The following is a 23,598-nucleotide window of genomic DNA, read 5'->3' on the forward strand; positions in this document are numbered from 1 at the left end:
CTCCCCACGCTCATCCCCCTCCTCGCGCTCATCCGCTCCACCCGTCAGGCCGAGGGACCGCAGGACGGGTTCGGCCACGGCCTCCCACAGCCACTCCAGCGCCTGGAGAATCACCTGGCCCGCCTCCCAGCGCGCTTCGGCCCCGAGACCGCGCGAATGCAGCTCGCCGGTCGCTTTGAGGAAGGCGAAGCAGCGGTCCATGGCCGGCTGGAGCTCCAGCGTCGCAAGCGGCACGACCGTCACATCGCCGTCGGCCAGGACGAGGGCGTCGCTGCGGTACCGGCTGAGGTTGACGACCACGACGGGTCCGTTCTGCGACAGTTCCCCGACGTCGGGGACCGGCGGTTTCAGGAAGGATCCGAAGCCCGGCTGCTCACGGATCTCGGCGCAGACCCGCTCCCATGCCCGTACGCGCGACCGGTGCTCGTCCATACGGAGCCCATGGCCGTCCCCGCCCGACGGCGCGTCGTCGAGCCCCTGGCTGAGCTGTTCGAATCTCTGCGCGAGTTCGGGGGCGTCCTGGTGCAGGCGTGCGAGGTCCTGACGGACCTCGGCCGCCTGGCCGAGCAGAATCCCGCGGCCGCCTTCGAGGATCCGCAGCGCCCGCAGCGGATCGTCCAGATTCAGGGCGCACGCCGCCCCGTCGGAGGCGAGCAGCAGGTGTTCCGCGAGTGCCTCCTCGCGGTCGCTGCGGCCGATCTGGCGCCCGGCCAGCCGGGGCAGCAGCGCGACCGCCTCCTCGTAACTGCCGGCCGCGGTCTCCCAGTCGCCGTCGTCCACGGCCGCGGTCGCGGAGCGCCTGGCGGAGGTGATCCGGTTGGGTACGTCGAAGTTCTCGGCGCGGGCGGCCCGCAGAAAGCACGCGATGGCTTCGGCGCTGTCCCCACCGCCCCCTTCCGGGCCACCGGCCCCGTTCCCGTCCCCGTTCTCCAGCTGCTGCCGCGCCATCAGTGCCGAGCCGAGCGCCACCTGCGCCCGCGGATGGTTCGGTTCGGCCGGACGGGTCGCCGTGACCGCCGCGCGCCCCAGCTCAACGGCCTCGGTGAGCAGCTCCGGAGCATCTCGCTTCTCGGACAGCCGTTGCAGAACGAACGCCAGATGGAGCATCCACAGCGGCCGTTCGTCATGGTTGCCCGGCTCTCGGCCGACCGCCTGCCGCAGCAGTGACGCAGCCTCCTCGATGTCGTCCGCATTCCCCGTGAAGCCGGCCCTGGCATCCAGCGCCAGGCCGAGATTGCACAGTGCCACCCCCCGGTTCGGGTCGCCCTGCGGGTAGGCGGCGAGCGCCCTCCTGGAGGTGTCGACCATCGCGTCCAGCTCGCGCTCGTACTCCTCGATCTTCGTGTCGAAGAGCCCGGGGACCTCCTGGCTCATCCGGCGTGCGGTGTCCATGTCGTGCCGGGACTGCGAGATCCGGAGCCGGCGGGCGTCCGCCTGACTCGACAGGGCGCTGCGTGCCGTCGGCCATTCCGGGGGATAGGACGAGGCCTTTTCCAGTACGTCGATGCCCTCCTGGAGGGCCCCCTTGTCCAGCGACGCCTCGTAGATCCAGACGAGCCCCATGCCGAGGTTGAGCAGGGCGTCGGCGTGCGCGGGCGAGCCCTCGTCGGCCGCCTCCACGGCGGCCCGGCACATGGGCAGCAGCTCGCTGAGCAGCTGCCTGTCGGCGGTCACCTTGTACATGAACGCGAGCGCGAGCGAGGTCTGGGCCAGCAGCAGGCTCCGTTCCACGCGACCGAGATCCGTGCGGTCGACGTACGAGCGGCTGATCCTGAGTGCGGCGTCGAGCGACTCCTGCTCACCGGTCTGTTCGTGGTGGATGCGGTAGGCGTGGACGAGCCGGACCCGGGCGCGGATGAACTCGTCGTGCCCGTCGGGCAGTTCCGCAGTGACCGATTCGAGCAGCTCTCTGCCTTCCCGCAGCGATGCCAGATCGCCGGTCAGCCCGCCCCGGGTGATCAGTGCCTCGCCGAGATCGACGAGGACCGCGGCGCGGGACGGGTGCCCGGCATCCACGCTCCGCTCCGCCATACGGAGAGTGTCGATGGCCAGGTCCACCGCTTCGGCGTCACCCTTGGCGTCCCCCACGGCACGGAACGACAGGGCGGCGTTCATCAGCGACGTGAGACGGCCGGGGTTGTCCGGGGGCGTCGCGTCGGCGGCGGCCCGGTTCAGCCGCGCGGACTCCTCGGCGGCCTCGATGTCGTACGTGAGCCTGTATTTCTCCAGCAGGGTGTTGCCGAGACAGGACAGCGTAATGACCTCACCGGGCGCGATCGCCAGGGCGCGACGGGCGAGGGCCACTCCTTCCTCCAGCGGGCCGGCTTCTCCCGAACGGACATGTGCCAGCAGCGCGTTGGAGAGGCTCACCATGCGCGCGGGTGCATCCGGATCCGTTTCCTCCGTCGCGGCAAGGACCTCGCGCAGTACGTCGACCGCCTCGGCCAGCGCGGCCCGGTCCCGCGTGTCGCGGTGCTGAACGCGCAGGCACATGCCCAGCTCCGTCAGGTGCTCCGTACGCCGGTGATCGTCGTTGCTCAACTCCCGGACAAGCGCCCGGAGAAGACCGGTCCGCGAGGGCAGCAGAGCGGGCTCCAGAGCGCGGATTCCCAGGCTCCGGTAGAAGGACGCGCACGTTTCCATCCGCCGTACGCGCTGCGCCCCGCCCCCGTCCCCGCCGTCCTCCGCCACCATCCGGTCGACGTACGTCGCGGCCTCGACGGCCTGTGCGATGTCCCCGGAATACGCCGAGGCGATGAACAGCGCGCCGGTCAGACGGAAGCGGATCTCCTCGGCCAACCGGGCCTCCGGACCCGCCTCGTGGGCGTGGCGCAGGGCCAGGATGCCGCCGCTCAGCAGCCGCGCGTCGCGACTGTCCGGGTGCGCGTTCACCAGACTGGCCCCCAGGTTGGCCAGCAGTGCCGCGGTCCGCGACTGCGGCGCGGACGTGAGGCCTTCCACGATCCCGTCCGCGAGGGCGAGGGCCTCCTCCATCACCTGTGGCTCTCCGCCTCTCCGATGCCGCATCAGCAGCAGCTTCACGAGAGTGATCTGAACCATCTCCGGGGCGGCGCCCGCACGGCGCAGCAGCGCGACGGACTCGTGGAGGAGTGAAGCGGCCTGGTCGAGGAGCGCCGGATCACCGTTCTGCTGATACGTGCGGAGCAGTTCGGACGCGGTGTTGTGACGCCGGAGTCCCTCTTCCAGCACTTCCTGGACGTCTGCGGGTGTCGGATCGTGCGCGCCCTGCAGGAGGTACTGGCGTACCGGGTCCGGGAGTTCGTCCGGAATCTGGTCCATCAGTGGCCGGAAGAATTCGATGGCGGCCCGGAAATCGGGACCGGACGAGTCCCGCAGAATCAGGGATCTGTACCAGTGGAACCAGCCCAGGGTGTGCAGGATTTCACCGGTCCACCCGCTGCTCTGCGCGTACGCGACCAGCCGAGCCGCAGCGGCCCCGGCCTCCTCGCCGACGACCGCGTCCGGGTCCCCGGTGCGGCCGAGCTGCATGATCCGCTCCCGCAGTGCCTCGGTCAGGGGATGCGTCATGTGGGCTGCCTCCACGGCGAGTCGGACAGTAATATCGTCCGGCGACGCTAACGCGCCCTCTCGCCCGGGCGAAAGGAGCAGCATGGAGCCCAGGCACGACCTCGCACCGTGGTGCGAGGCCCTTCCGCTGCTACGGCGCCTCGCCGCCGCACAGGGACTGGGCGCGGAAGTCGAGGAAGCCGTCGAACGGGCCCGTGACGGCCGCGACGGTCACAACGGTCGCTACGGTCACGACACAGAGCAGCAACTCGCCGAAATAGCACGCCGGTTGGGACTGCCCGGCATCGGACCCCGTTCCGTGCTCGGAGTCCCCGGACTGCCGCCAGGACGTCCGGCGGACGACTTGTACGTCTGCCCCGGCGCCCTCTGCACGCGCGACTGGGTGCCCGCCCCCGGCGTGCCCGCGCCCACCTGCCACATCTTCGGCGGCGGCCTCGAACCAGAACCCCGGCGGCGGCTTCCTTGAACTCCTTCCTGAACGAACTGGCCAAGCGCCTGGCCGAGAAGTGGCTGTCCCTGCTGGTGCTCCCCGGCGCCCTGTACGTCGCCGTGGCCCTCGCCGCCTGGCGCATCGGGCACGGATCGTGGGACCCCGGCGCACGATTCGCCGCCGAACTCCAGTCCGGCAAGGCGTCCACGAGCGAGGTCCTGGTCGCGGCACTCGTGGCCCTCCTGCTCGCCGCCGCTGCGGGCCTCGCGGCGCAGGCGGCAGGCCGGGCCGTCCAGTGGCTCTGGCTGGGGGAGTGGCCCGGCCGCATCGGCGCACCGCTGACCCGCGCACGCCGCCGCCGCTGGGACAGCGCCCAGGACCGCTACGCGGCGGCGGTCCGCGCCGGTGAGCCGCCGGACGAGCGGGCCCGGCTGGCCCAGCAGCGGAACCGGATCGCGCTCGCCCCGCCCGCCAGGCCCACCCGTATGGGCGACCGCGTGACGGCTCTGGGCACCCGGGTCCTTGTGGCGTACGGCCTCGACCTCGAATTCGGCTGGCCGCGGCTCTGGCTGGTGCTGCCGGAGGAGACCCGTACGGTGGTGAGCGAGAGCCGCGACTCCTTCAACACCGCCGCCACCCTGGCCGCTTGGGGCCTGCTCTACGTCCCGCTGGGCGTGCTGTGGTGGCCGGCCGGAGTGGCGGGCATCGCGACCCTCCTCGTCGCCTGGATCCGGGGGAGCGCCGCGATCACCAACCTCGCGAGCCTTATGGAGTCGGCCGTCGACCTGCACGCCGCCGCCCTGGCCACATCACTGGGCCTGGACGTACCCGACGGCCTGATGACCGCCGAGCTCGGCCGCCGGGCCACCCGGATCCTGCGCAAGGGCGCCTGAACGGGACAGCCGCCGGTCTCCGTGGAGGCGGGCTGTCGGTGGCGTGTAGGTGGGCGCTGAGACCGTGACGAGGTCAGCACCCACCCCATCCGCACAGACAGAAGAGGTCCGAAGTCCCATGGAGAAGTCGTCGCTGCCGGTACGGCTCGTCAACGTCACCCGCACCGAGCGGATCACCCCGCACATGCAACGCATCACCTTCGGCGGCGACTCCCTCGCCGACTTCGTTCACGATGCGACGCCCGACCAGCAGGTGAAGCTGTACTTCCCCCGGGCGGGCCAGACCGTGCCCTGCCTCCCGGAGCCGGCCGAGGACGGCGACGTAATGCGGTGGTACTACGCCTTCGCCGCGATCCCCGCGGACGAGCGGCCGTGGCAGCGCAGCTACACGCTCCGTGCGTACGATCCGCAGCACTGCACGATCGACATCGACTTCGTACTCCATGGCGACGGCGACGGCGACGGCGGTGGCGACGATGCAGACGCCGGCCCGGCGACACGATGGGCCCGGACCGCGCGCCCCGGTGACACCCTCGGCATGTTCGGCCCCTCGGCGTACTTCGCCAGGCCCGTACCCCTCGGTACGACCGACTGGACGCTGCTCGCCGGCGACGAGACGGCGCTCCCGGCCATCGGCACCTTGATCGAGGCGCTGCCCGAAGGTGCCCGCGCGGTGGCGTACGTCGAGGTCGGCGGCCCGGCCGACGAGCAGCGCTTCGAGAGCCGCGGCGATGTGACCGTGCACTGGCTGCACCGGGGCACAGCCCCGGCCGGGCACAGCGACGTACTGGTGGAAGCCGTGCGTGGCGCGGAGTTCCCGGCGGGGTCGGTGTTCGCATGGCTGGCGGGCGAGTCGGGCGCGGTGCGCGCACTGCGCCGCCACCTCGTCGACGAGCGCGGCATCGGCAAGCGGTCGGTCGACTTCACCGGCTGCTGGCGGCTCAGGCTGACCCAGGACGACGCCCCGACCGCCGAGGACCTCGCCGAGGCCCAGGAACGCCTCGCGGACGCGCCGCAGACCTGACCGCCCACTGCGTCCCTGCGCACACAGACTTCAGACGAGGGCGGCGGCTTCCCTCAGCGCAAGCCCGCCGCCCTCCGCGTAAGCGCGTTCGTACGTCGCGTCGTCCAGCACCGCCCGCACCTTCGCCCCGGCCCGCCGCCGGATCTCCGCCTCCGCCTCGGGACGGAACTGGTGGAAACCGAAGGACTCCGGCAGCGCGGTCTGGTGGTCGTACGCACCCAGGAGCCGCGCCCCGTCGCTCGCCGCGCCGAGACGCGCCTTGACCCAGGCGGCGACGGGGAACTGGCTGACCACCAGGTGGGGCGCCACCAGGTACGCCAGGCTCTCCAGATCCCGCACGGCCGCGCCGATGCGCCGCCCGGCCCGCCCGTACTCCCCGTCGAGGCAGTCCAGCCAGCCGTACAGCCCCGCCACCATGCCGGTGAAGAGCGCGGGCGTACCGACGGAGAACTCCTCCTCCAGCTGCCGCAACTGCTCCCGGGCGAGCCCCGTGCGTCCGGTACGGCCGTAGCGCTGGGCCAGCATGCCCCGCGCCGTGATGGCCGCCTCGCCCGCGTACGCCCGCCCCTCCTCGACGGCCTCCGCAAGCAGCTTTTCGGCGCGCTCCGCCGCCGCTGTGTCCGCCGCGTTCTCCAGCCGTACGCACGCCAACTGGGCCTTGAACAGCGGCACTTGGGTGCGTGCGCCGATCCGCACCGAGCCCTCCATGGCCCGCTCGAAGTCCGCGGCCGCCTCCGCATACCGGCCGCGCCGCTCGTACGCCTCACCGCGCGCGGAGAGCGACTCCGCGATCCCCCACTGATCCCCGGCACGCTCGAACCGTGCCAGCGCCTGTTCGGCGTCGTCCGGATCGTCGTCGAGCAGCTTGGCCCGCATCAGCAGTGCGAGGCCGAGGTCCCACGCGCCACCGTGCTCCCGGCAGCCCCGCACCAGGGCGTTCATCGTCTCGCCGAAACTCGTGAACTCCCCGGTCATCAGCCGTGCGAAGAACCACATGGTGCCCGGCTGCCGGCAGGTCTGCGGCATGCCCGGCCGGTACGCCGCCACGATCGCCGCCAGCTGCGCCCGCGTCTGCGGATCCTCCAGCGAGGTTGCGTCACCGACGCCGTGGCTCGCGAGTACCTGGAGGTGCATTCCGCGCCGGGCCTCCCACAGCTGCTCCGGGGACCAGGGCGGCGGCTCGTCCGTACACCGCTCGTACAGCGGTACGGCTTTCCTCACCGGCGGGCCGAAGGGGTCGGGTCCGAGACCGGCGGCCGCGGCCGACCAGGTGCGGGCGTCCGCCAGATGGCCGCGCAGCTGCCAGAACCAGCTCATGGACAGCGCCAGACAGAGCGCCTCCTGCTCCTCCCGCAGGGCGACTGCTGTGCGCAGCGCGGTGCGTACGTTTTCGTGCTCCGCCTCGAAACGCTCCAGCCACTCGGCCTGGAGCGGCCCGCGCAAACGGGGATCGCCGGTGCGGACAAGCTCCCGGTAGACGGCCAGATGCCGACGCTCGACGGCCTCCCGCTCACCGGCTTCGTCCAGCCGCTCGGCGGCGTACTCGGCGACGGTCTCAAGGAGTCGGTACCGCATCCCGCGCGGCCCGGCGGGCGCGGCGACGACCAGTGACTTGTCGACAAGGGAAGCGAGAACGCCCAGGGTGTCGGAGCTGTCCGGGAGTCCTGCCCCGCAGACCGCCTCCGCCTCGGCCGGATCACAGCCGCCGGAGAAGACGGCGAGTCGCCGCAGCACCGCCCGCTCGTTCCCGTCGAGCAGCTCCCAGGACCAGTCCACCACCGCCCGCAGCGTTTGCTGTCTCGGCAGCGCGGTCCTGCTGCCGCCGGTCAGCAGTCGGAAGCGGTCGTCGAGACGGTCGGCGATCTGGCGGGCCGTGAGCGCGCGCAGCCGCGCGGCGGCCAGTTCGACGGCGAGCGGCAGGCCGTCCAGCCGTCGGCAGATCTCCGCGCAGGCGAGCGGATCGTCATCGATGCGGAAACCGGGGCGGGCGGCGGCGCCGCGATCGGCGAGGAGCCGCAGCGCCGCGTCCTGCGGCAGCGGCCCGACGGGGCGTACGAACTCGCCGGGCACGGCCAGCGGCTCCCGGCTGGTGGCCAGCACCGTCACGCCCGGACACCGGGCGAGGACCGTCTCCGCCAGCTCGGCCGCCGCGCTCGCCATGTGCTCGCAGTTGTCCAGTACGAGCAGCATGCGGCGCCGGCCGCAGCGCTCCACCAGCTCCTCCAGCGGTTCGTCCGGCGGCGTCTGTGTCGCGCGCGCCGCCTGTGTTCCCCTCACCACCGTCTCGCGCGCCCCGAGCGCGGTCAGCACCGCCTCGGGAACGGTCCCCTCGTCCCGTACGGGCGCCAGCTCGGCCACCCACACCCCGTCCGGCCACCCTTGCGTGACTGCCGCTGCAGCCTCCAGCGACAGCCGGGTCTTTCCCACACCGCCGGGCCCGAGCAGCGTCACAAGCCGACGCGCCCTCAACTCCCCTGCCAGCTCGGCCAGTTCCGCATTACGGCCCACGAAGGAGGTGAGCCGGGCGCGCAGGTTGCCTCTCGGGGCCTTCTCCCGCTCCGGCGCCTCGGCCACCTCGCCGGGCTTCCCGGCCAGCAGCTCCGCATGCAGGGCGCGGAGCTCGGGGCCGGGATCCGTGCCGAGCCGCTCGGACAGCCCGGTGCGTACCTCCTCGTACGCCTGAAGCGCCTCGGCCCGCCGCCCGGCCGCCCGCAGCGCACGGATCCGCAGTGCCTGAAGCGGCTCGTCCAGGGGTTCCCCGGAGGACAGTTCCGCCAACTCGTCCAGGACGCTGTCGGCCCGGCCCAGCGCCACCTCCGCGGCAAGCCGGGCCCGCCGCGCCTCGCGGCGCCGCCTGTGGGCCCGTACGGAAAGGGGGTCACTGTCTCGTCCCGGCAGGTCGGCCAGCGCGGGCCCGCGCCACAGCGCCAGTGCTTCGTCCAGCAGCGCGGCGGCCTTGGCCGCGTCGCCGCCGGTCAGCGTGCCGCCGTTCTGCCCGCCGCCGGTCTGCGTGCCGCCGTTCTGCCCGCCGCCGGTCTGCGTGCCGCCACTCAGCGCGCCGCCGTTCTGCCCGCCGCCGGTCTGGGTGCTGCCGTTCTGCCCGCCGCCGGTCAGCGTGCCGCCGCTCTGCCCGCCGCCGGTCAGCGCGGCGGAGCCCTCCGCCGCGAGCCGCTCGAAGCGGAAGAGGTCGATGTCGTCCCGGTCGGCGGCGAGGCGGTAGCCGTCGGGCACCGAGACCACCGCCTCCCTGCCCAGCACTCGCCGCAGCCGCCCCACCAGTGCCTGAAGTGCCGCAGCCGCGTCGACGGGTGGTGTCTCCGCCTCGCCCCACACCTGGGCGACGAGCTCCCTCGCCGGGACCGTCCGCCCACCACCGGCGGCGAGCGCGGTCAGCAGCGCCCGCAGCCGCGCACCCTTGACGGGCACCTCGGTGCCGTCCGGCAACAGGGCCTGAGCGGTGCCGAGAACGCGGTAGTGGTAGCGGTGATTCACCCGCCCATTGTCACCGGTGGTGCCCGGCCCCCCTGCCTTCCTGACAAGCCGAGGGGGCGCGGTGGCCGGCCCCCGCGCGCGGCGCTCCTCCCCAGCGTCACCCGGTCGGCGCCGCGTGTTTCCCCCGAGGTCTGCGTCACCCTCTGGTGCGCTGGTGTGTGCACGGCAATGCTGTCCGCCGACAGCGCATGATGCCCGCTCAACCAGACGCATCCCCGGAGGACTTGTGGGCCCACGCATACTTCGCACCGTCAGGCGGCCTGTCGTGTTTCTGGCGACGGTGGCCGCGCTGGTGGCGGGAACGGCATCACCCGCATCCGCGGATCCGGTCCCCGACCCCCGCCCCCACCACCCCGCCGAGGTCCTGCGACCGATCGCGCCGCCGGCGGCGAGCAGCGCGAGCGGCACCCCCGCATCCGTCGTCGACGGCGACGGCATCGAGACCGCCCGCAGCGCCCGGCCGGTCGCGCCCGGTGTCCGACTCCACTCGTACGACCGCCTCGAATCCGACAAGTGGTTACGCGTCGACGCGCTCACCGTCGACCTCGACGGAAGCGGCGTACAGGCCGACTACCTGCACTCCGGCAAAGTCTCCGAACGCCGCACGGTGTCCGAACTCGCCGCGCAGCACGACCCGGGCGACGGCCGGCGTACGGTCGCCGCCATCAACGCCGACTTCTTCGACATCAACCAGACCGGCGCCCCGCAGGGCCCCGGCATCAAGGACGGCAAACCGGTCCACTCCCCAGCACCGGGAGCCAACCGCGCCGTCGGAATCGGCCCCGGGAGCGCGGGGCGCATCCTCCAGCTGTACTTCGACGGCACGCTGACCCTCCCGGCGGGCACGCACCCCCTGGCCGCCTACAACGCGGCGAACGTGCCGAGCGGGGGAGTGGGAGCGTACACATCGGGATGGGGTACGGCCGACCGCGCCCTCACCGTGGACGCCGCGACACCCGTCGCCGAAGCGGCCGTACGGGACGGAAAGGTCGTCGCGGTCACGGACCGGCCCGGCACCGGGCCCGTCCCCGAGGGCACCACGGTCCTCGTCGGCCGCGAGGCGGGGGCGGCCGCGCTGAGCGCGCTCAAGCCCGGCGACCCGGTGGCATTGGAGTACCGGCCGCGCACCGACAGCGGACCCGTTCCGCGCACTGCGGTCGGCGGGCGCGAGCTGCTCGTCGTCGACGGCGTACCGCAGAACCACGACGGCCAGGGCAACAACACGGCCGCGCCCCGCACCGCCGTCGGTTTCTCCAAGGACGGCAGCGAAATGCAGGTGGTCACGGTCGACGGTCGCCAGGCCGACAGCGGCGGCGTCACCCTCACCGAGCTGGCCGTGATGATGAAGCGCGCCGGATCGCACAGCGCGCTCAACCTCGACGGCGGCGGTTCGTCCACCCTCGTCGCACGCGAACCGGGCAGCGACGCGCTCCAGGTGGAGAACAGCCCCTCGGACGGCAGCGAGCGCTTCGTACCCAACGGCCTGGCCCTGACGGCCCCCGATGGCAGCGGCAGCCTGCGCGGCTTCTGGGTCGAGACCCGCACCCCCGCAGGTAGCGCACCGACCGCCGACCCCGTCAGGGGCGGCCACCCCGAGCGCGTTTTCCCCGGCCTGACGAGGCAGCTGAGCGCGGCGGGTTACGACGAGACGTACGGCCCGGCGAACGGCGCCCCACGCTGGGAGAGCGCACGTGCCTCGGTCGGCCGGGTCGACGAGGACGGGCTGTTCACGGCGCGGCGCGGCGGCACCACCGAGGTGCGCGCGCATCGCGGAACCGCCGACGGCAGCACACAGCTGACCGTCCTTGACTCCCTCGCCCGCATCGAACCGACCACCCGGCGCGTGGGCCTCGCCGACGCGGCGGCGAGCGGCAGCTTCGGCATCGTAGGACTGGACGCCCACGGCACAAGCGCGCCGGTGGAACCGCGTGACGTGCGGCTCGACTACGACCGCTCCCTCTTCGACGTACGCGACGACGGCCGGGGCTCCTTCACCGTCACCTCGCGCACCGGGAGCGGCGCAGGCCGGATCACGGCCACCGTCGCGGGCACCACCACCGCTCTCGCTGTCAGCGTCGGACTGGCCGAACAGGCCGTCTCGGCCTTCGACGACGCCGGATCATGGACCTTCAGCCAGGCGCGCGCGAGCGGCTCGGTGGCGGCGACGCCGGAAGGCCACACCGGCACCGGGCTGAAACTCACGTACGACTTCACCAAGTCGACGGCGACCCGCGCCGCGTACGCCAACCCGCCCCAGCCGGTCACCGTGGACGGCCAGCCCCAGTCCTTCAAGCTGTGGATCAACGGCGACGGCAAGGGAGCCTGGCCCACCCTGCACCTCAAGGACGCGGCAGGCTCCGACCAACTGCTGCGCGGCCCGTTCATCACCTGGACCGGCTGGCGGCAGGTCACCTTCCCCGTACCGCCGGGCGCGGCGATGCCGCTGAGGGTGCACCGCTTCTATCTGGCGGAGACGGCGGCCGCTCGGCAGTACACCGGTGAAATCGTCATCGACGGCCTGACGGCACAGGTACCGCCGACGGTCCTGCTCCCCAGGCAGCCCGTGCCGGCCGACCCGCTCATCGACCCGGCGGCGGAAGTGGAGGGCAGGGACTGGCAGTTCGCTGTCATGTCCGACGCCCAGTTCGTCGCCCGCGAGCCGGACAGTGCGATCGTGGCGCAGGCGCGGCGCACCCTGCGCGAGATCAAGGCGTCGAAGCCCGACTTCCTGGTCATCAACGGCGACCTGGTGGACGAAGGATCACCGGCCGATCTGGCCTTCGCCCGCCGCGTTCTGACGGAGGAGCTCGGCGACACCCTGCCCTGGTACTACGTGCCGGGCAACCACGAAATCATGGGCGGAAAGATCGACAATTTCGTCGCCGAATTCGGCCCGGCGCACCGTACGTTCGACCACGAGGGCACCCGCTTCATCACCCTCGACACCTCCAGCCTCACTCTGCGGGGCGGAGGCTTCGCCCAGATCAAGGACCTGCGCGCCCAACTGGAAGCGGCGTCGAAGGACAAGACCGTCGAGTCGGTCATGCTGATCGAACACGTCCCGCCGCGCGACCCGACCGTACAGAAGGGCAGCCAGCTGAGTGACCGCAAGGAGGCGGCGCTGCTGGAGGGCTGGCTGGCCGATTTCCGGCGTACGACCGGCAAGGGCGCGGGCCTGATCGGCAGCCACGTAGGGGTCTTCCACGCTGCGCACGTCGACGGCGTCCCCTACCTCATCAACGGAAACTCGGGCAAGGCGCCCGCGGGCCCTGCCGACGAGGGCGGCTACACGGGCTGGTCGCTGGTCGGCGTGGACAAGGTCTCCCGCGCCGAACAGACCGCAGCGAGGCAGCGCCCGTGGGAGGGCGCCCCCGACTGGGTGTCGGTGCAGACCCGCGCTCACGTGGACGCCCTGCACCTCGACACCCCGGCAACGCTGCCCCCTGGAAGCAGCACCAACCCGAAGGCAACCGTCACACAGGGCACGCGCAAGGTCCCGGTCGGCTTCCCGCTGAGCGCGGACTGGACGGGCTCCCCGAACCTCCACGTAGGCCCCCCGAAGGAAGCCCACCACCGCCACACGGCAACGTTCGACCCCACTACCGGAACACTCACCGCACTGCGACCGGGGACGGTCACGCTGGCGGTGACGGTCAACGGCACGACACAGCGAATGGAGATCCGCGTCGGGGCGGTGGGCGAGGAGGCGGCGTAACGGCGGCGCCGGACGGGCTGCATTCAGCCCGTCCGGCGTTTGAGGAGCGGGGTCTGGGGCGCCCCCCCGCGGCGGCAGCCGCACATGTCACAGCCGGGAAGGGGCGGGTAGAGGAAAGCGCCGCAGGTACCCGGACCCGCTCCTGCCCCGCGTCCTGTCACACCTTCCGGTACTCGTACGCCTCCCGGGCCGCCGCCTCCACCGCATCCAGATCCGCCCCCGCCGACGCCGTGACCACCGCGGCCACCGCACCCTCCACGAACGGCGCGTCCACCAGCCGTGCCCCGTCCGGGAGTTCGTCGCCCTCGGCGACCAGCGCCTTCACCGTGAGCACCGCACTGCCCAGGTCGACGAGCACTGCGACGCCCGCGCCGGCGTCGACCGACCTCGCCGCCTCGCAGATCAGGTCCGAACTCGTGCCGAACCCGCCGTCGGGCGTGCCGCCCGCCGCTGCCACCGGCGCGATCGGCCCGCCGCCCGCGAGACCCTTCGCCAGCTCCGCGACGGCGGAAGCGACCGACGCGCTGTGCGACACGAGCACAACCCCGACCAGCTTCTCCACACCCTTCTCCCCGCTCACGCGCCCGCCTCCGCCGAGTCCGCCGTGTCGGCGAGCGCACCGATCAGCAGCGCCGACGACGCCGCGCCGGGGTCCTCATGCCCGATGCTCCGTTCGCCCAGGTAACTCGCCCTGCCCTTGCGCGCCTGCATCGGTACGGTCCCGAGCGCCCCTTCGTCGGCAGCCGCCCGCGCCGCGCCGAACGAACCGCTCAGCGCGTCGGCGGCCGGGATCAGGGCGTCCAGCATCGTCTTGTCCCCGGCCTTGGCCCCGCCGAGCTGCCCCACTGCTGCAACACCCGCGCGCAGAGCCTCGGCGAGCTGCTCCGGCGTAACCTCGGCGGCGTCGCCGAGCGCCTTGCCCGTACGCCGTAGCAGCGACCCGTACAACGGCCCGGACGCCCCGCCCACCGTAGAGATCAACGTCCGCCCGGCGAGAGCCAGTACGGCGCCGGGTGTGGCGGGCGGCTCCTTCTCCAGCGCGGCGGAGACAGCCCTGAAACCGCGTTGCAGGTTGCTGCCGTGATCGGCGTCCCCGATGGCCGAGTCGAGTTCGGTGAGGTGGTCGGCCTCGCGTTCCACGACGGCGGTTGTGGCCGTCATCCAGCGGCGGAAGAATCCGGCATCGAGCACAAGCACAAGATCTCCTTCACACGTAACACGTCACAGGTAACACGTCACACGGTCCGTAAATATTCGGCTCAGCGTCCCCACCGCAGCGCGGCCGTCTCGACCGGCGCATCCCACAGGCGCAGCAGCTCCTCGTCGACCTGACAGAGCGTCACGGAGCAGCCCGCCATGTCCAGCGAGGTGACATAGTTCCCGACGAGCGTACGGGCCACGGGGACACCCCGCTCGGACAGCACCCGCTGCACTTCGGCATTGAAGCCGTACAGCTCCAGCAGTGGCGTGGCGCCCATCCCGTTGACGAGTACGAGCACGGGCATCGTCGGCCGCAGATCCTCCAGCACCGCGTCGACCGCGAAGTCCGCGATTTCCCGGGCCGTCATCATCGCCCGCCGCTCGCGCCCCGGCTCGCCATGGATGCCGATGCCCAACTCCAGCTCGCCCGAGGGCAGATCGAAGGTCGGCGTGCCCTTCGCGGGGGTGGTGACGGCGCTGAGCGCGACCCCGAAGCTCCGCGAGGACTCGTTCGCCTGCCGCCCCACGGCCGCCACCCGCTCCAGCGGTGCGCCCTCCTCGGCCGCCGCGCCCGCCATCTTCTCGACGAAGAGGGTCGCGCCCGTACCGCGCCTGCCCGCAGTGAAGAGGCTGTCGGTCACGGCCACGTCGTCGTTGACGAGGACCTTGGCGACCTGGACACCCTCGTCCTCGGCGAGTTCGGCGGCCATGTCGAAGTTGAGAACGTCGCCCGTGTAGTTCTTGACGACGAACAGCACCCCCTGCCCACTGTCGACCGCGGCCGCCGCCCGCACCATCTGGTCGGGAACGGGCGACGTGAACACCTCACCCGGACAGGCGGCCGACAGCATCCCGGGCCCGACGAACCCCGCATGCAGCGGCTCATGCCCACTGCCGCCACCGGACACCAGCCCCACTTTTCCCGCAACGGGTGCGTCGCGCCGTACGACGACACGATGCTCCACGTCAACCGTGAGCCCGGGATGCGCGGCGGCCATACCGCGAAGCGCATCGGACACGACGGTCTCCGGCACATTGATGAGCATCCTCATGGGTACCTCCTGGTGAAACTGGCAGTTGGGCCCCGGACCTGCGTACCAGCAGGTCAGACGGGGTGTGGCTGATCTTTGATCTTGGCGCTTCATGGCGGCTCGAGGCGGGGTCCGGCGGGGCTGATGCTGACCTAAGGGTGACTTTAGTGAGTGATCGTCAGATTTAGTTGGCGTCACGTGGGCGTTCTGGGATCGGCTGGCTGGGCCCAGTATCGAGGGAACGTCGTCGGGGGGCATGTATTGCGATGTACGGGCTGTTCGTTGCGCAGGCAAGGTGACGCGGGTAGCCAGTCGCGCTGCGGGAAGCCGGCCCGTGCATGGTCCGGATCTTGGTTCGTCAACTGGAAGGGTGTGAGGTGTTCGCTGCCCGCAGCTTGCGCCAGTCGCCCTGCGTGGGCAGGTGAACGCCGGCCCCGCGAACAGGTGCCGCACCCGGTCAGCGCCCGGTTCCCACACCTGATCGGTGCACTTGTCGAAGTGCGAGCCGTGCCGTCGAAGGCGAGGACCGCGGTCTCGACGGTCGCGCCGAGGGCAGGAGAGGTCGTGGCGGCGGCGATGTTGAGTGAACCGAGGTTGCAGGAGACCTCCCGGGGCTTGCCGCCCTCGCGTTCCACGTCGTACGGCGACGCCTTCGGCCAATGTTGCCGCTGTCGCACCAATTTTGGCTCGAAGCTGCCCCCACGGTCCTGCGGGACCGGATCGGCACCATTCCTCCCTGGGTGATCACGGTCTTCCCGGCGGGCCCGTTGCAGCGGTTTATCTTGTGCCGCCTGGCTTTCCTGTGCCGGTCGCGGGTGAGCCGACCGGTGGTTTCAGCTGTTCCCACCGCCGCCGCGAGCGGCCCTTCGGCCACCTCAACGGAAGTGGCTGAAGAGTCCAAATGGCACTTGTGTGGCTGGAGTTACACCGTTGACTGGGCAGACTTCGCTGTGCCTAACTTGCCGAAGACGGCGGCGGGCAAGGGGACGTGTGGCGCGCCTGTCAGGAATGTGAGCCGGGGATCTGGGGGGGATCGCTATTTTTGACGCTGTCGAATCGGAGGTCCGGAGTTATTGCCGGACCTGGCCCCTGGTTTTCGACCGGGCCGAAGGAAGTTGGATCACCGATGAGAGCGGCCACCGCTATCTCGATTTCTTCGCCGGCGCAGGGGGCATCAACTACGGGCACAACAATCCGCTGCTCAAGGACGAGCTGCTCGACTACATCACCGCACCAGCGGGTTCACCGAGGGCTGGGCGCACTACGCCGAAGAACTTGCCGTCGAACAGAGGCTGGCAGACGGCCGCCCCCTCGTGGAGCTGGCGCAGCTGCGGGCCGCGCTCGTGTCCGCGTCCCGGCTGCTGATCTTCCTGTCCGTCCACTTGTGGCGGTGGAAGTTCCAGGACGCGGCGGAACACCTGGTGCCCGTGTGCGGGTGGGCGCCGCAGGAGGCGACCCGCGAGGCGCTGACGATCCCGACCGACCTCGACTCCGCCATGTACTGCCTCGGCAAGCTGGTGATCCGGCGCTGGCGGGCAGGGGCGGGCGGCGAGCTGAAGACGTTCCACGACAGAGTCCTGCGAGCGGGTTTCGCCCCGCTGGCAACCGTCGGGGAGTACTGGTCGGCACGACCGACCGGGGCCACGACAGGAGTTGCCAAGTGAAGTCGAGGTTGGGCGGGGAGTTCCTCAAGCTGTGGGTGGGGCAGGGGGTCAGCCAGTTCGGCACCCAGGTCTCCATGCTGGCGATCCCCACACTCGCCATCCTGGTCTACCACGCGACGCCGTTCCAGGTCAGCGTGATCGGTGCGGCCCAGATGGTGCCGTTCGCGGTGTTCGCGCTGCCGGCGGGGACGCTGGTGGACAGGTGGCCCCGGCGCAAGACGCTGATCGTGTGCGACATCGGCCGCGCGCTCGCAGCCGGCGGGCTGGTGCTCGCGTATCTCGCCGGATACCGGGAGATGTGGGTCATCTACGTGGTGGCCGCCGTGATGGGCACATTCACCGTGGTGTTCGACATCGCCTATCTGTCGCTGGTGCCGCAGGTGGTCGGAGAGAAGGGGCTGCTCGGCGCGAACGCGAGGCTCAGTGCCACGGACTCGGTCGCCGAGACGGCCGGCCCCGCGATCGGCGGCGCGCTGGTCGCCGCGATCGGTCCGGCCAGGGCGGTGTTCGTCGACGCCCTGTCCTATGTGGTCTCCGTGGTGGCGCTGCTCTTCATGAAGACGGACGAGGAAGTCAGGAACAAGCCGAAGCTCGACGCGCGCACGATGCTGGCGGAGATTCGTGAGGGGCTCCAGTTCGTGGTCAAGCATCCGGTGCTGGTGCGGCTCGCGGTGGCGAACTCGACGTTCGACTTCGGCGTCGCGATCTTCCAGTCCGTGTACCTGATCTTCCTGTACAAGACGCTGGGCTTCTCGCCGTGGCAGGTGGGTCTGCTCGCAGCAGTCACCGGTGTGTCGAACGTGCTGGGCGCCATGACGATCTCGCGGGTGGTCGCGCGGTTCGGCCTCGGCCCGACACTCGTCTACTCGATCCTGGCGGGCGGTGTGGCGTATCTGTTCCTCCCACTCTCGCAAATGGGCGCTGCGGTCGCCGTGATCATCGTCATCAACGTGATCGCTGGATTTACCAACGCCTGGTACGACATCAATCAGTACACGTTGCGGCAGACGGTCACACCGGACCATTTGCTCGGTCGGGTGAACGCGACGATGCGCATGATCTTCTCCGGTCCCCGGCCGCTCGGTTATCTCCTCGGCGGCGGTCTGGCCGTGTGGACGAGTGTTCCCACAACGATCTTCCTGGGTGCGCTGGTGTCTACCGTGTCCGCGATTTTCGTCTTCTTCGGCCCCATCCGGGAAGTGCGTGCGCAGAGCGAGGACGAAGAACAAGAAACAGCGACGACATGACCGATGCGGGGGGGAGTGACGTGCGCGCAGAATTCGACTGGGTCCGGATCCAGGCCCCGTCCGCGTCCCGCAGAATCAGCCGCTGCATCACCGACCACATTGACTGCCGGTTCGGGCTTCGGTGATCCGCCGTACGGCTTCTTCGATTTGGCCGGATCCGGTGCAGACGGTGAGGCGTACGTAGCCTTCACCGCCGGGGCCGAAGCCGGTGCCGGGGATGGTCAGGACGCCGGCCTTGTGGAGGAGTTCGTCGGCGAATTCCTCGCTGGTGGCGCCTGCGGGTGTGCGTACGAGGGCGTAGAAGGTGGCCCGGGGCCGCAGGACTTCTAGGTCGGCCGCCTCCAGGCCGTCGCACAGCAGGTGCATCCGTCCCCGGTAGTCGGACCGCAACTGGTCCGGGTAGCCGGTGGTGTCAGTCAGCGCGGCAACGGCGGCCTTCTGGATCGCGCCGAACGTGCCCGAGTCCGTGTGAGTCTTGACCGTCCGCAGCGCCGCGACCGCGTCCCGGTTGCCGGCCGCGAAGCCGACCCGCCAGCCGGGCATGTTGTACGCCTTCGACAGGGAGTGGAACTCGATCCCGCACTCCATCGCCCCCGGCGACGCGAGGAAGGAGGGCGGGGGCGGGCAGTCGTAATAGATCTCGCTGTACGCGGCGTCCGAGGCCACCAGGATGTCGTGGCGCAGCGCGAAGCGGGCCAGCTCGTCGTAGAAGGCAGGGGAGGCCAGTGCCCCGGTGGGGTTGTTGGGGTAGCAGACCCAGAACAGCTTCGCCCGTCCGGCCACCTCGGGGTCGATCGCGTCGAGGTCGGGGAGGAAGCCGTTCTCCTCCCGCAGCGGCACACGGACCACCTCGGCGCCGCAGAACCGCGCCCAGGTCGCGTACACCGGATACGCCGGGATCCGGTACGAGGACCACGTCGCCGGGGTTGAGGTAGGCGAGGGCCAGGTGGGCCATCGCTTCCTTGCTGCCCAGTGTCACCAGTAACTCCGCCTCCGGGTCCGCGGTGACCTGGAAGCGCCGGGTGAGGAACCCGGACGCTGCCTCCCGCAGTTCGGCCGCGCCCTCGTAGGGCGGGTACCGGTGCAGCGCGGGATCCCGTACGGCCGTCCGCATCGCCTCGACGATGTGCGGCGGGGTGGGCAGGTCGCAGTCGCCGACCCCGAGCGCAACGGGCTGCTGTCCGCCCGCCTCGGCCAGGGCCCGCGCGCGGTCGATGAAGGCGAACAGATAATCGTCGGTGGACTGCAGACGGCGGGCGGGCTGGGGCGGCACGTCACCACTCCTCAAGATCAGGGACTGCGGGCGCCGGGAGCGTACTCGCGGGCCCCCGTCCCGCGGACCGGGACCGCGCAGCTACCACCTGCGCATCAAGAAGCGACACCGCGCCGACCTTGATCACGGACGTTTTGATCACTACCGGTCCGGGGATAATTTGACGGAAATCAGTTACCAACCCCCGGTTCCAGGCGTTCACAAGCAGGACGTGGCGTTACCGCATCTGCAGGAACTTCGCATTGACTACCGGTTCTGACAACGCCCTGGCCACTTCAACTGGGGATACTGGACACTGATTGCTGCCCTCGACAGATGATTCAGTGATCCCATGTGCGCCCTAGCCACACGCATCCCTACATGATGTATGGGTACCACGACTCCTAGGAGGCCAACAATGACCCGCTGGGGCATCATCGGCACGGGAAAGATCGCTTGCGCCTTCGCTGAAGCACTGCGCGTGGTAGAGAACTCGCACGTCGTTGCGATCGGGTCGCGCAGCCGCGAAAGCGCGGCGCGGCTCGCGAAGTTTGTTCCGGACGCACGGGTTCACCTCAGTTACGAGCGACTGGTGCGCGACGATGCCGTTGATGTGGTCTATGTGGCGACTCCTCATACGGAGCACCGGGCTGCCACGCTGCTGGCCCTTGAGAACGGCAAGTCTGTGCTTTGCGAAAAGCCGTTCGCTGTCAATCACTCCGAGGCGACGCAGATGGTGCAGGCCGCGCGGGAGCGAAAACTGTTCCTCATGGAAGCCATGTGGACCAGGTTCACCCCGGCCATGCGAGAGGCAGTACGCCTGGTCAAGGATGGCGTCATTGGCCGGCCGCGATCTCTGGTGGTCGATCTGGGCTGGTACAGCGAGCCGGACCCCAGCCACCGGCTGCGGAATATGGAGCTGGGCGGTGGGGCGCTGCTGGATATCGGGGTCTATCCGGTCTCCCTGGCACACCTCTTGTTCGGACGTCCGGTCAACGTCGTCGCGGCGAGCACGCGCGCGGTCACTGGCGCCGACGAACAAACGGGAGCGGTTCTGACCCATGGAGCGGGCGAACTGACCAGCTTCGCCTGCACCATTCAGGCGGACTCACCCGCACACGCGACGCTCCTGGGGACTCACGGCCACATCAGCATCGACCGCTTCTACAACCCGACCTCGTTCGAAGTGCTCCGCAACGGCGATGAGCCCGTCCGTCACGAATTCCCGCATCGCGGAAACGGTATGGAACACGAGGCCGAGGAAGTGAGCCGCTGCCTGGCTGCCGGGCTGTTGGAGAGTCCTTTGATGACGTTGGAGGAGACGCTGTCCATCATGGCGGTGATGGACGAGATCCGCTCCCGCATTGGCCTGCGCTATCCCGCGGACATGATTCCCGTGGGCTGACCCCAGCCGTCCGCCTCTGACTCACAGAATGGTGTCGGCCACCACCTGATACTCGTAGTTGTACGGGTCATGGCTGCTGAACGAAACCTGGAGCAGCAGTACTGAGTCATCAGAACCGTCCGGCAGCTCACGGTAGTTCATCAGGTCCGACAGGTACTGCGATATGGCATGGGTCCCTATGGCGTACACGCCGGCGAACAAGAAGATGTACTTGCCCGGATTCCAGGGATTCCGATACCTGGCGACGACGCAGTAGTCGTGTGATTCCGAACGCTCGGACGCCGTGGCCGGATCGTCGGCGACGAACACGCTCGCCGTCTTGAGGTCCTGGATGAAACGCTTCCCATCGGAATGGCAGAAGCGGATGCAGATGTTGCCCGGGCCGAGTTCCTCGAAGACCCGATTGGTGAATTTGTTGCCGAAGGGCGAGCACACCAGGATGATGTTCTGACTCAGATACTCGTCGAACTCCTCGAGAGCCACGCGGTCCGCCACCCAGCGGGTGGAAACCCCCATGCGGTCCAGCGCGCGTTCGACTTGCTGAGCAACGCGGATGTCGCAGTCGGGGTAGAAGACGAACTGCTCTCCCACATTCAGTGTCGAACTGATGATCAGTGGGACCTCTTCACCACTCCGCAGCCCGGTGAAGAACCGTTCGATGTGCGCCAGATCGCTGGTTGCGTTGGTGAGTGCCCCCAGAAAAGCCTTCAGCTGATCGGTAGTGGTCGCGCCGGGCCAGTTGGAGAGATCGATTGTCTTGATGCCGCGGCGGGACAGGTCGTCGATCTCCAACGTCGACGCGTGGGGAACGCACAAGTAGTGCGTCTGCGCCATGTTTCCCATGTTGTAGAGCACATGGTCGTAGACATTGCTGAAGTCGGGATCGCTCAAGCTGTATCCGACGAACAGGAACATGTGACGAATGAGGTCGCTCTGCAGCGTATTGATGGTCACGCTGTCGGCGTTCACGAAGCGCGCGTAGTCGTCTCGGGTGATGATCAGGGTCTGCGGCTGGGACAGCGTTCCATGGATCTTGCGGATGACGTGACCGTGGACGTCCGAGGAAGCCCGGGCGGCCTCTTCGCTGGCGACGACACTGAACTTCCGCCCCTGGTTCCGGAGGGCATCCTCCAGCAATTCGTCGTAGTTCGTGGTGTAGAAGGTTGTGCACGGAAGCCGGGCGAGGAGGCAGTGCACCTGGGAAATCGCAGCCCGGCTGCCGTCGAGAAGGTCACGGACCTCCGACAGAAGCTGACGCCGGTTGAACCTGTTCTCGTAATACTGCGGAATCTTGTTCAGATCCGCTGAAGGAAAGCCTGCGGTGCCCGGGGCAAGCTGGAGCTGCTCCGCCAGATGGCCCACGAACTGCTGCCACGTGGGGAGTCCTGCGTCGACTGAAGCACCTGCGCCCAGGAAGACGGCACCACGGCTGTTCCGGAACGCGGAGACGAGGTCGGGGGGAAGGTGCACGGTGGCCTCCATCTGCATGAACGTGTGATGGGCAGTCGGGTCACAGGGCCCGGGCGGTCTCCCTGGCCTGCCAAGTAGCCAGCGCCATGGTGGTGAGCGACGGGTTGGCCGCCCCGGAGCGCGGAAAGAGCGCGGGACCGGCACCGTGAACGGACGGCAGGCAGCGCATGGCCCCGCTCTCGTCCGTGAGGGCCCCCAGCCCCAGGGTGCCCGCCTCGTGATCGACGCTTCCGAGCGGGTAGACATAGGGAAAGAACCGAATGTCGGAGCTCCGATGGGCCCCGGCCCGCAGACGGGCCGGATAGTACGCGGGTGTGCCGGAAGTGAAGTCGCTGTCGGCCATGACGAAATCGGCGTCACACAGCTCGGCATCGAACAACCGGACCGCGAGTTCGCCGAGTTGCTGTGTCTGGATCCGGACCACCATGCAGTCGTGCTCACTGAATTGCACATCGATCTCGGGAACGGCCCCGGGCTCTCGCCTCAGTCGCACTGCCGTCTTCGAATTCAGCTGTTCGCCCATCGTCCACGCTGTGAGCAGCACCCGGTCGGGGTCCGCGCTGTCGGCCACGTCCAGGAACAGATTCGACGTCGCATATCCGGTCTTCGGCATGAAGCACAGCGCACGACCGGATTTCCGTGGCAGCTTCAGCACCTGCCGTGGCACGACAGCCATGAAGCCCTGGACGATGTGGTCGTTGAGGCCGACAAGTTCGCAGGTGTCGCTCCCCGTCTGCCGCATCACCGCTTGCCCGGCCAGCCTGCTCGTCGGCAAAGTCCCTGCCGCGAGGAATACACGATCAGCCTTCAGAACCCGGTCCTGGCCTCCATCGCTGATCTTCAGCCACGCCCGGCCGGAGCGGGTCTCGCCCACTTCCAGCACTCGGCAGTTCGGATATACGACAGGCAGCAACGATCCTCTGGGTTCCATCCAGTGTTCTACGGGGGAGTAGGGAATCCAGGAGCCGGTCTGGGGATGGGCGCGGGCGGCCTGGGGTACCGGACGGACACTCTCGTACCCGTGCGCGTACAGCGTGTTCAGGAGAGCCTCCTCCACAGACCCCCGGCAGGAGTCGAGCGGCTCCCCCAGCCAGTCCTCCAGCCGCAGTTGCACTTCGGCGTACAGACCTTTCCCGGGGTCCACTCCCAGGGCGCTGACCACGGAACGGGGCCAGACTTTGTCGTGCAGCACGTCGTCTTCGAGGGGTAAGCAGACACCGTGCCAG

At 69.8% G+C, this 23,598-nt stretch carries 14 protein-coding genes and 3 pseudogenes; 8 read left to right on the plus strand and 9 right to left on the minus strand.

The window, feature by feature from the left end; genetic code table 11:
* Positions 1-3,549: hypothetical protein (locus tag J7I98_RS36795; protein WP_374225211.1), on the minus strand; the 3,549-nt coding region annotated here is incomplete at its 3' end.
* A gap of 82 nt (positions 3,550-3,631) precedes the next feature.
* Between J7I98_RS36795 and J7I98_RS36800 the strand changes: the two genes are divergently transcribed.
* From J7I98_RS36800 to J7I98_RS36810, 3 genes are all read left to right on the plus strand, one after another.
* Positions 3,632-4,015, plus strand: a complete 384-nt coding sequence (locus J7I98_RS36800; RefSeq protein WP_214929427.1) for a hypothetical protein — start codon at positions 3,632-3,634, stop codon at positions 4,013-4,015.
* Positions 4,012-4,872, plus strand: coding sequence for a hypothetical protein (locus tag J7I98_RS36805; protein ID WP_214929428.1), 861 nt, complete (start codon positions 4,012-4,014; stop codon positions 4,870-4,872). Before J7I98_RS36800 ends, J7I98_RS36805 begins: the two co-directional genes overlap by 4 nt.
* Positions 4,873-4,990: 118 nt before the next feature.
* Complete coding sequence (locus J7I98_RS36810) at positions 4,991-5,896, plus strand: siderophore-interacting protein (protein WP_214929429.1); 906 nt, start codon at positions 4,991-4,993, stop codon at positions 5,894-5,896.
* Positions 5,897-5,926: 30 nt separating this feature from the next.
* Here J7I98_RS36810 and J7I98_RS36815 read toward each other — a convergent pair whose 3' ends face one another.
* Positions 5,927-9,388 carry a BTAD domain-containing putative transcriptional regulator gene (locus J7I98_RS36815; RefSeq protein ID WP_308378060.1) on the minus strand — a complete coding sequence of 1,154 codons (3,462 nt, stop codon included), beginning with the start codon at positions 9,386-9,388 and terminating at the stop codon, positions 5,927-5,929.
* 265 nt (positions 9,389-9,653) lie between these two features.
* Here J7I98_RS36815 and J7I98_RS36820 point away from each other — a divergent pair, with 265 nt between their 5' ends.
* Positions 9,654-13,103, plus strand: coding sequence for a phosphodiester glycosidase family protein (locus J7I98_RS36820; protein ID WP_308378061.1), 3,450 nt, complete (start codon positions 9,654-9,656; stop codon positions 13,101-13,103).
* A gap of 157 nt (positions 13,104-13,260) precedes the next feature.
* Here the strand turns inward: J7I98_RS36820 and J7I98_RS36825 are convergent, their stop codons facing one another.
* From J7I98_RS36825 to dhaK, 3 genes are all read right to left on the minus strand, one after another.
* On the minus strand, positions 13,261-13,683 hold the full coding sequence (locus J7I98_RS36825; RefSeq protein ID WP_308378062.1) for a PTS fructose transporter subunit IIA: 423 nt from the start codon (positions 13,681-13,683) through the stop codon (positions 13,261-13,263).
* A complete protein-coding gene (dhaL, locus tag J7I98_RS36830) occupies positions 13,680-14,294 on the minus strand; it encodes a dihydroxyacetone kinase subunit DhaL (protein ID WP_214929446.1) in 615 nt (204 codons plus the stop codon). The genes J7I98_RS36825 and dhaL overlap by 4 nt, the downstream gene beginning before the upstream one ends.
* A gap of 68 nt (positions 14,295-14,362) precedes the next feature.
* Complete coding sequence (gene dhaK / locus J7I98_RS36835; protein WP_214929431.1) at positions 14,363-15,355, minus strand: dihydroxyacetone kinase subunit DhaK; 993 nt, start codon at positions 15,353-15,355, stop codon at positions 14,363-14,365.
* 1,002 nt (positions 15,356-16,357) lie between these two features.
* On the opposite strand from dhaK, the pseudogene J7I98_RS41780 reads away from it, so the two are divergent.
* From J7I98_RS41780 to J7I98_RS36850, 3 genes and pseudogenes are all read left to right on the plus strand, one after another.
* Positions 16,358-16,561 (plus strand): annotated as a pseudogene (locus tag J7I98_RS41780) (aminotransferase class III-fold pyridoxal phosphate-dependent enzyme); the annotation flags it as partial.
* A gap of 17 nt (positions 16,562-16,578) precedes the next feature.
* Positions 16,579-16,998 (plus strand): annotated as a pseudogene (locus J7I98_RS36845) (DUF885 family protein); the annotation flags it as partial.
* Between the two features lie 8 nt (positions 16,999-17,006).
* Positions 17,007-18,245, plus strand: coding sequence for an MFS transporter (locus J7I98_RS36850; protein ID WP_214929433.1), 1,239 nt, complete (start codon positions 17,007-17,009; stop codon positions 18,243-18,245).
* 87 nt (positions 18,246-18,332) lie between these two features.
* Here J7I98_RS36850 and J7I98_RS36855 read toward each other — a convergent pair whose 3' ends face one another.
* Both J7I98_RS36855 and J7I98_RS43155 read right to left on the minus strand, forming a co-directional pair.
* Positions 18,333-19,130 carry an aminotransferase class I/II-fold pyridoxal phosphate-dependent enzyme gene (locus J7I98_RS36855; protein WP_214929434.1) on the minus strand — a complete coding sequence of 266 codons (798 nt, stop codon included), beginning with the start codon at positions 19,128-19,130 and terminating at the stop codon, positions 18,333-18,335.
* Positions 19,131-19,149: 19 nt separating this feature from the next.
* Positions 19,150-19,518 (minus strand): annotated as a pseudogene (locus J7I98_RS43155) (aminotransferase class I/II-fold pyridoxal phosphate-dependent enzyme); the annotation flags it as partial.
* A gap of 397 nt (positions 19,519-19,915) precedes the next feature.
* Between J7I98_RS43155 and J7I98_RS36865 the strand changes: the two are divergent.
* Positions 19,916-20,902: a Gfo/Idh/MocA family protein gene (locus tag J7I98_RS36865; protein ID WP_214929435.1), complete on the plus strand. Its 987-nt coding sequence runs from the start codon at positions 19,916-19,918 to the stop codon at positions 20,900-20,902.
* Positions 20,903-20,923: 21 nt separating this feature from the next.
* Here J7I98_RS36865 and J7I98_RS36870 read toward each other — a convergent pair whose 3' ends face one another.
* Both J7I98_RS36870 and J7I98_RS41785 read right to left on the minus strand, forming a co-directional pair.
* Positions 20,924-22,384 (minus strand): SIR2 family protein, encoded by a 1,461-nt coding sequence (locus tag J7I98_RS36870; RefSeq protein ID WP_214929436.1) that lies wholly within the window; start codon positions 22,382-22,384, stop codon positions 20,924-20,926.
* A 28-nt stretch (positions 22,385-22,412) separates the two neighbouring features.
* Positions 22,413-23,255, minus strand: a complete 843-nt coding sequence (locus tag J7I98_RS41785) for a hypothetical protein (RefSeq protein ID WP_251021725.1) — start codon at positions 23,253-23,255, stop codon at positions 22,413-22,415.
* Positions 23,256-23,598: the final 343 nt, after the last annotated feature.

This window comes from Streptomyces sp. ISL-98 (genome assembly GCF_018614055.1).
Taxonomy (GTDB): domain Bacteria; phylum Actinomycetota; class Actinomycetes; order Streptomycetales; family Streptomycetaceae; genus Streptomyces; species Streptomyces spiramyceticus.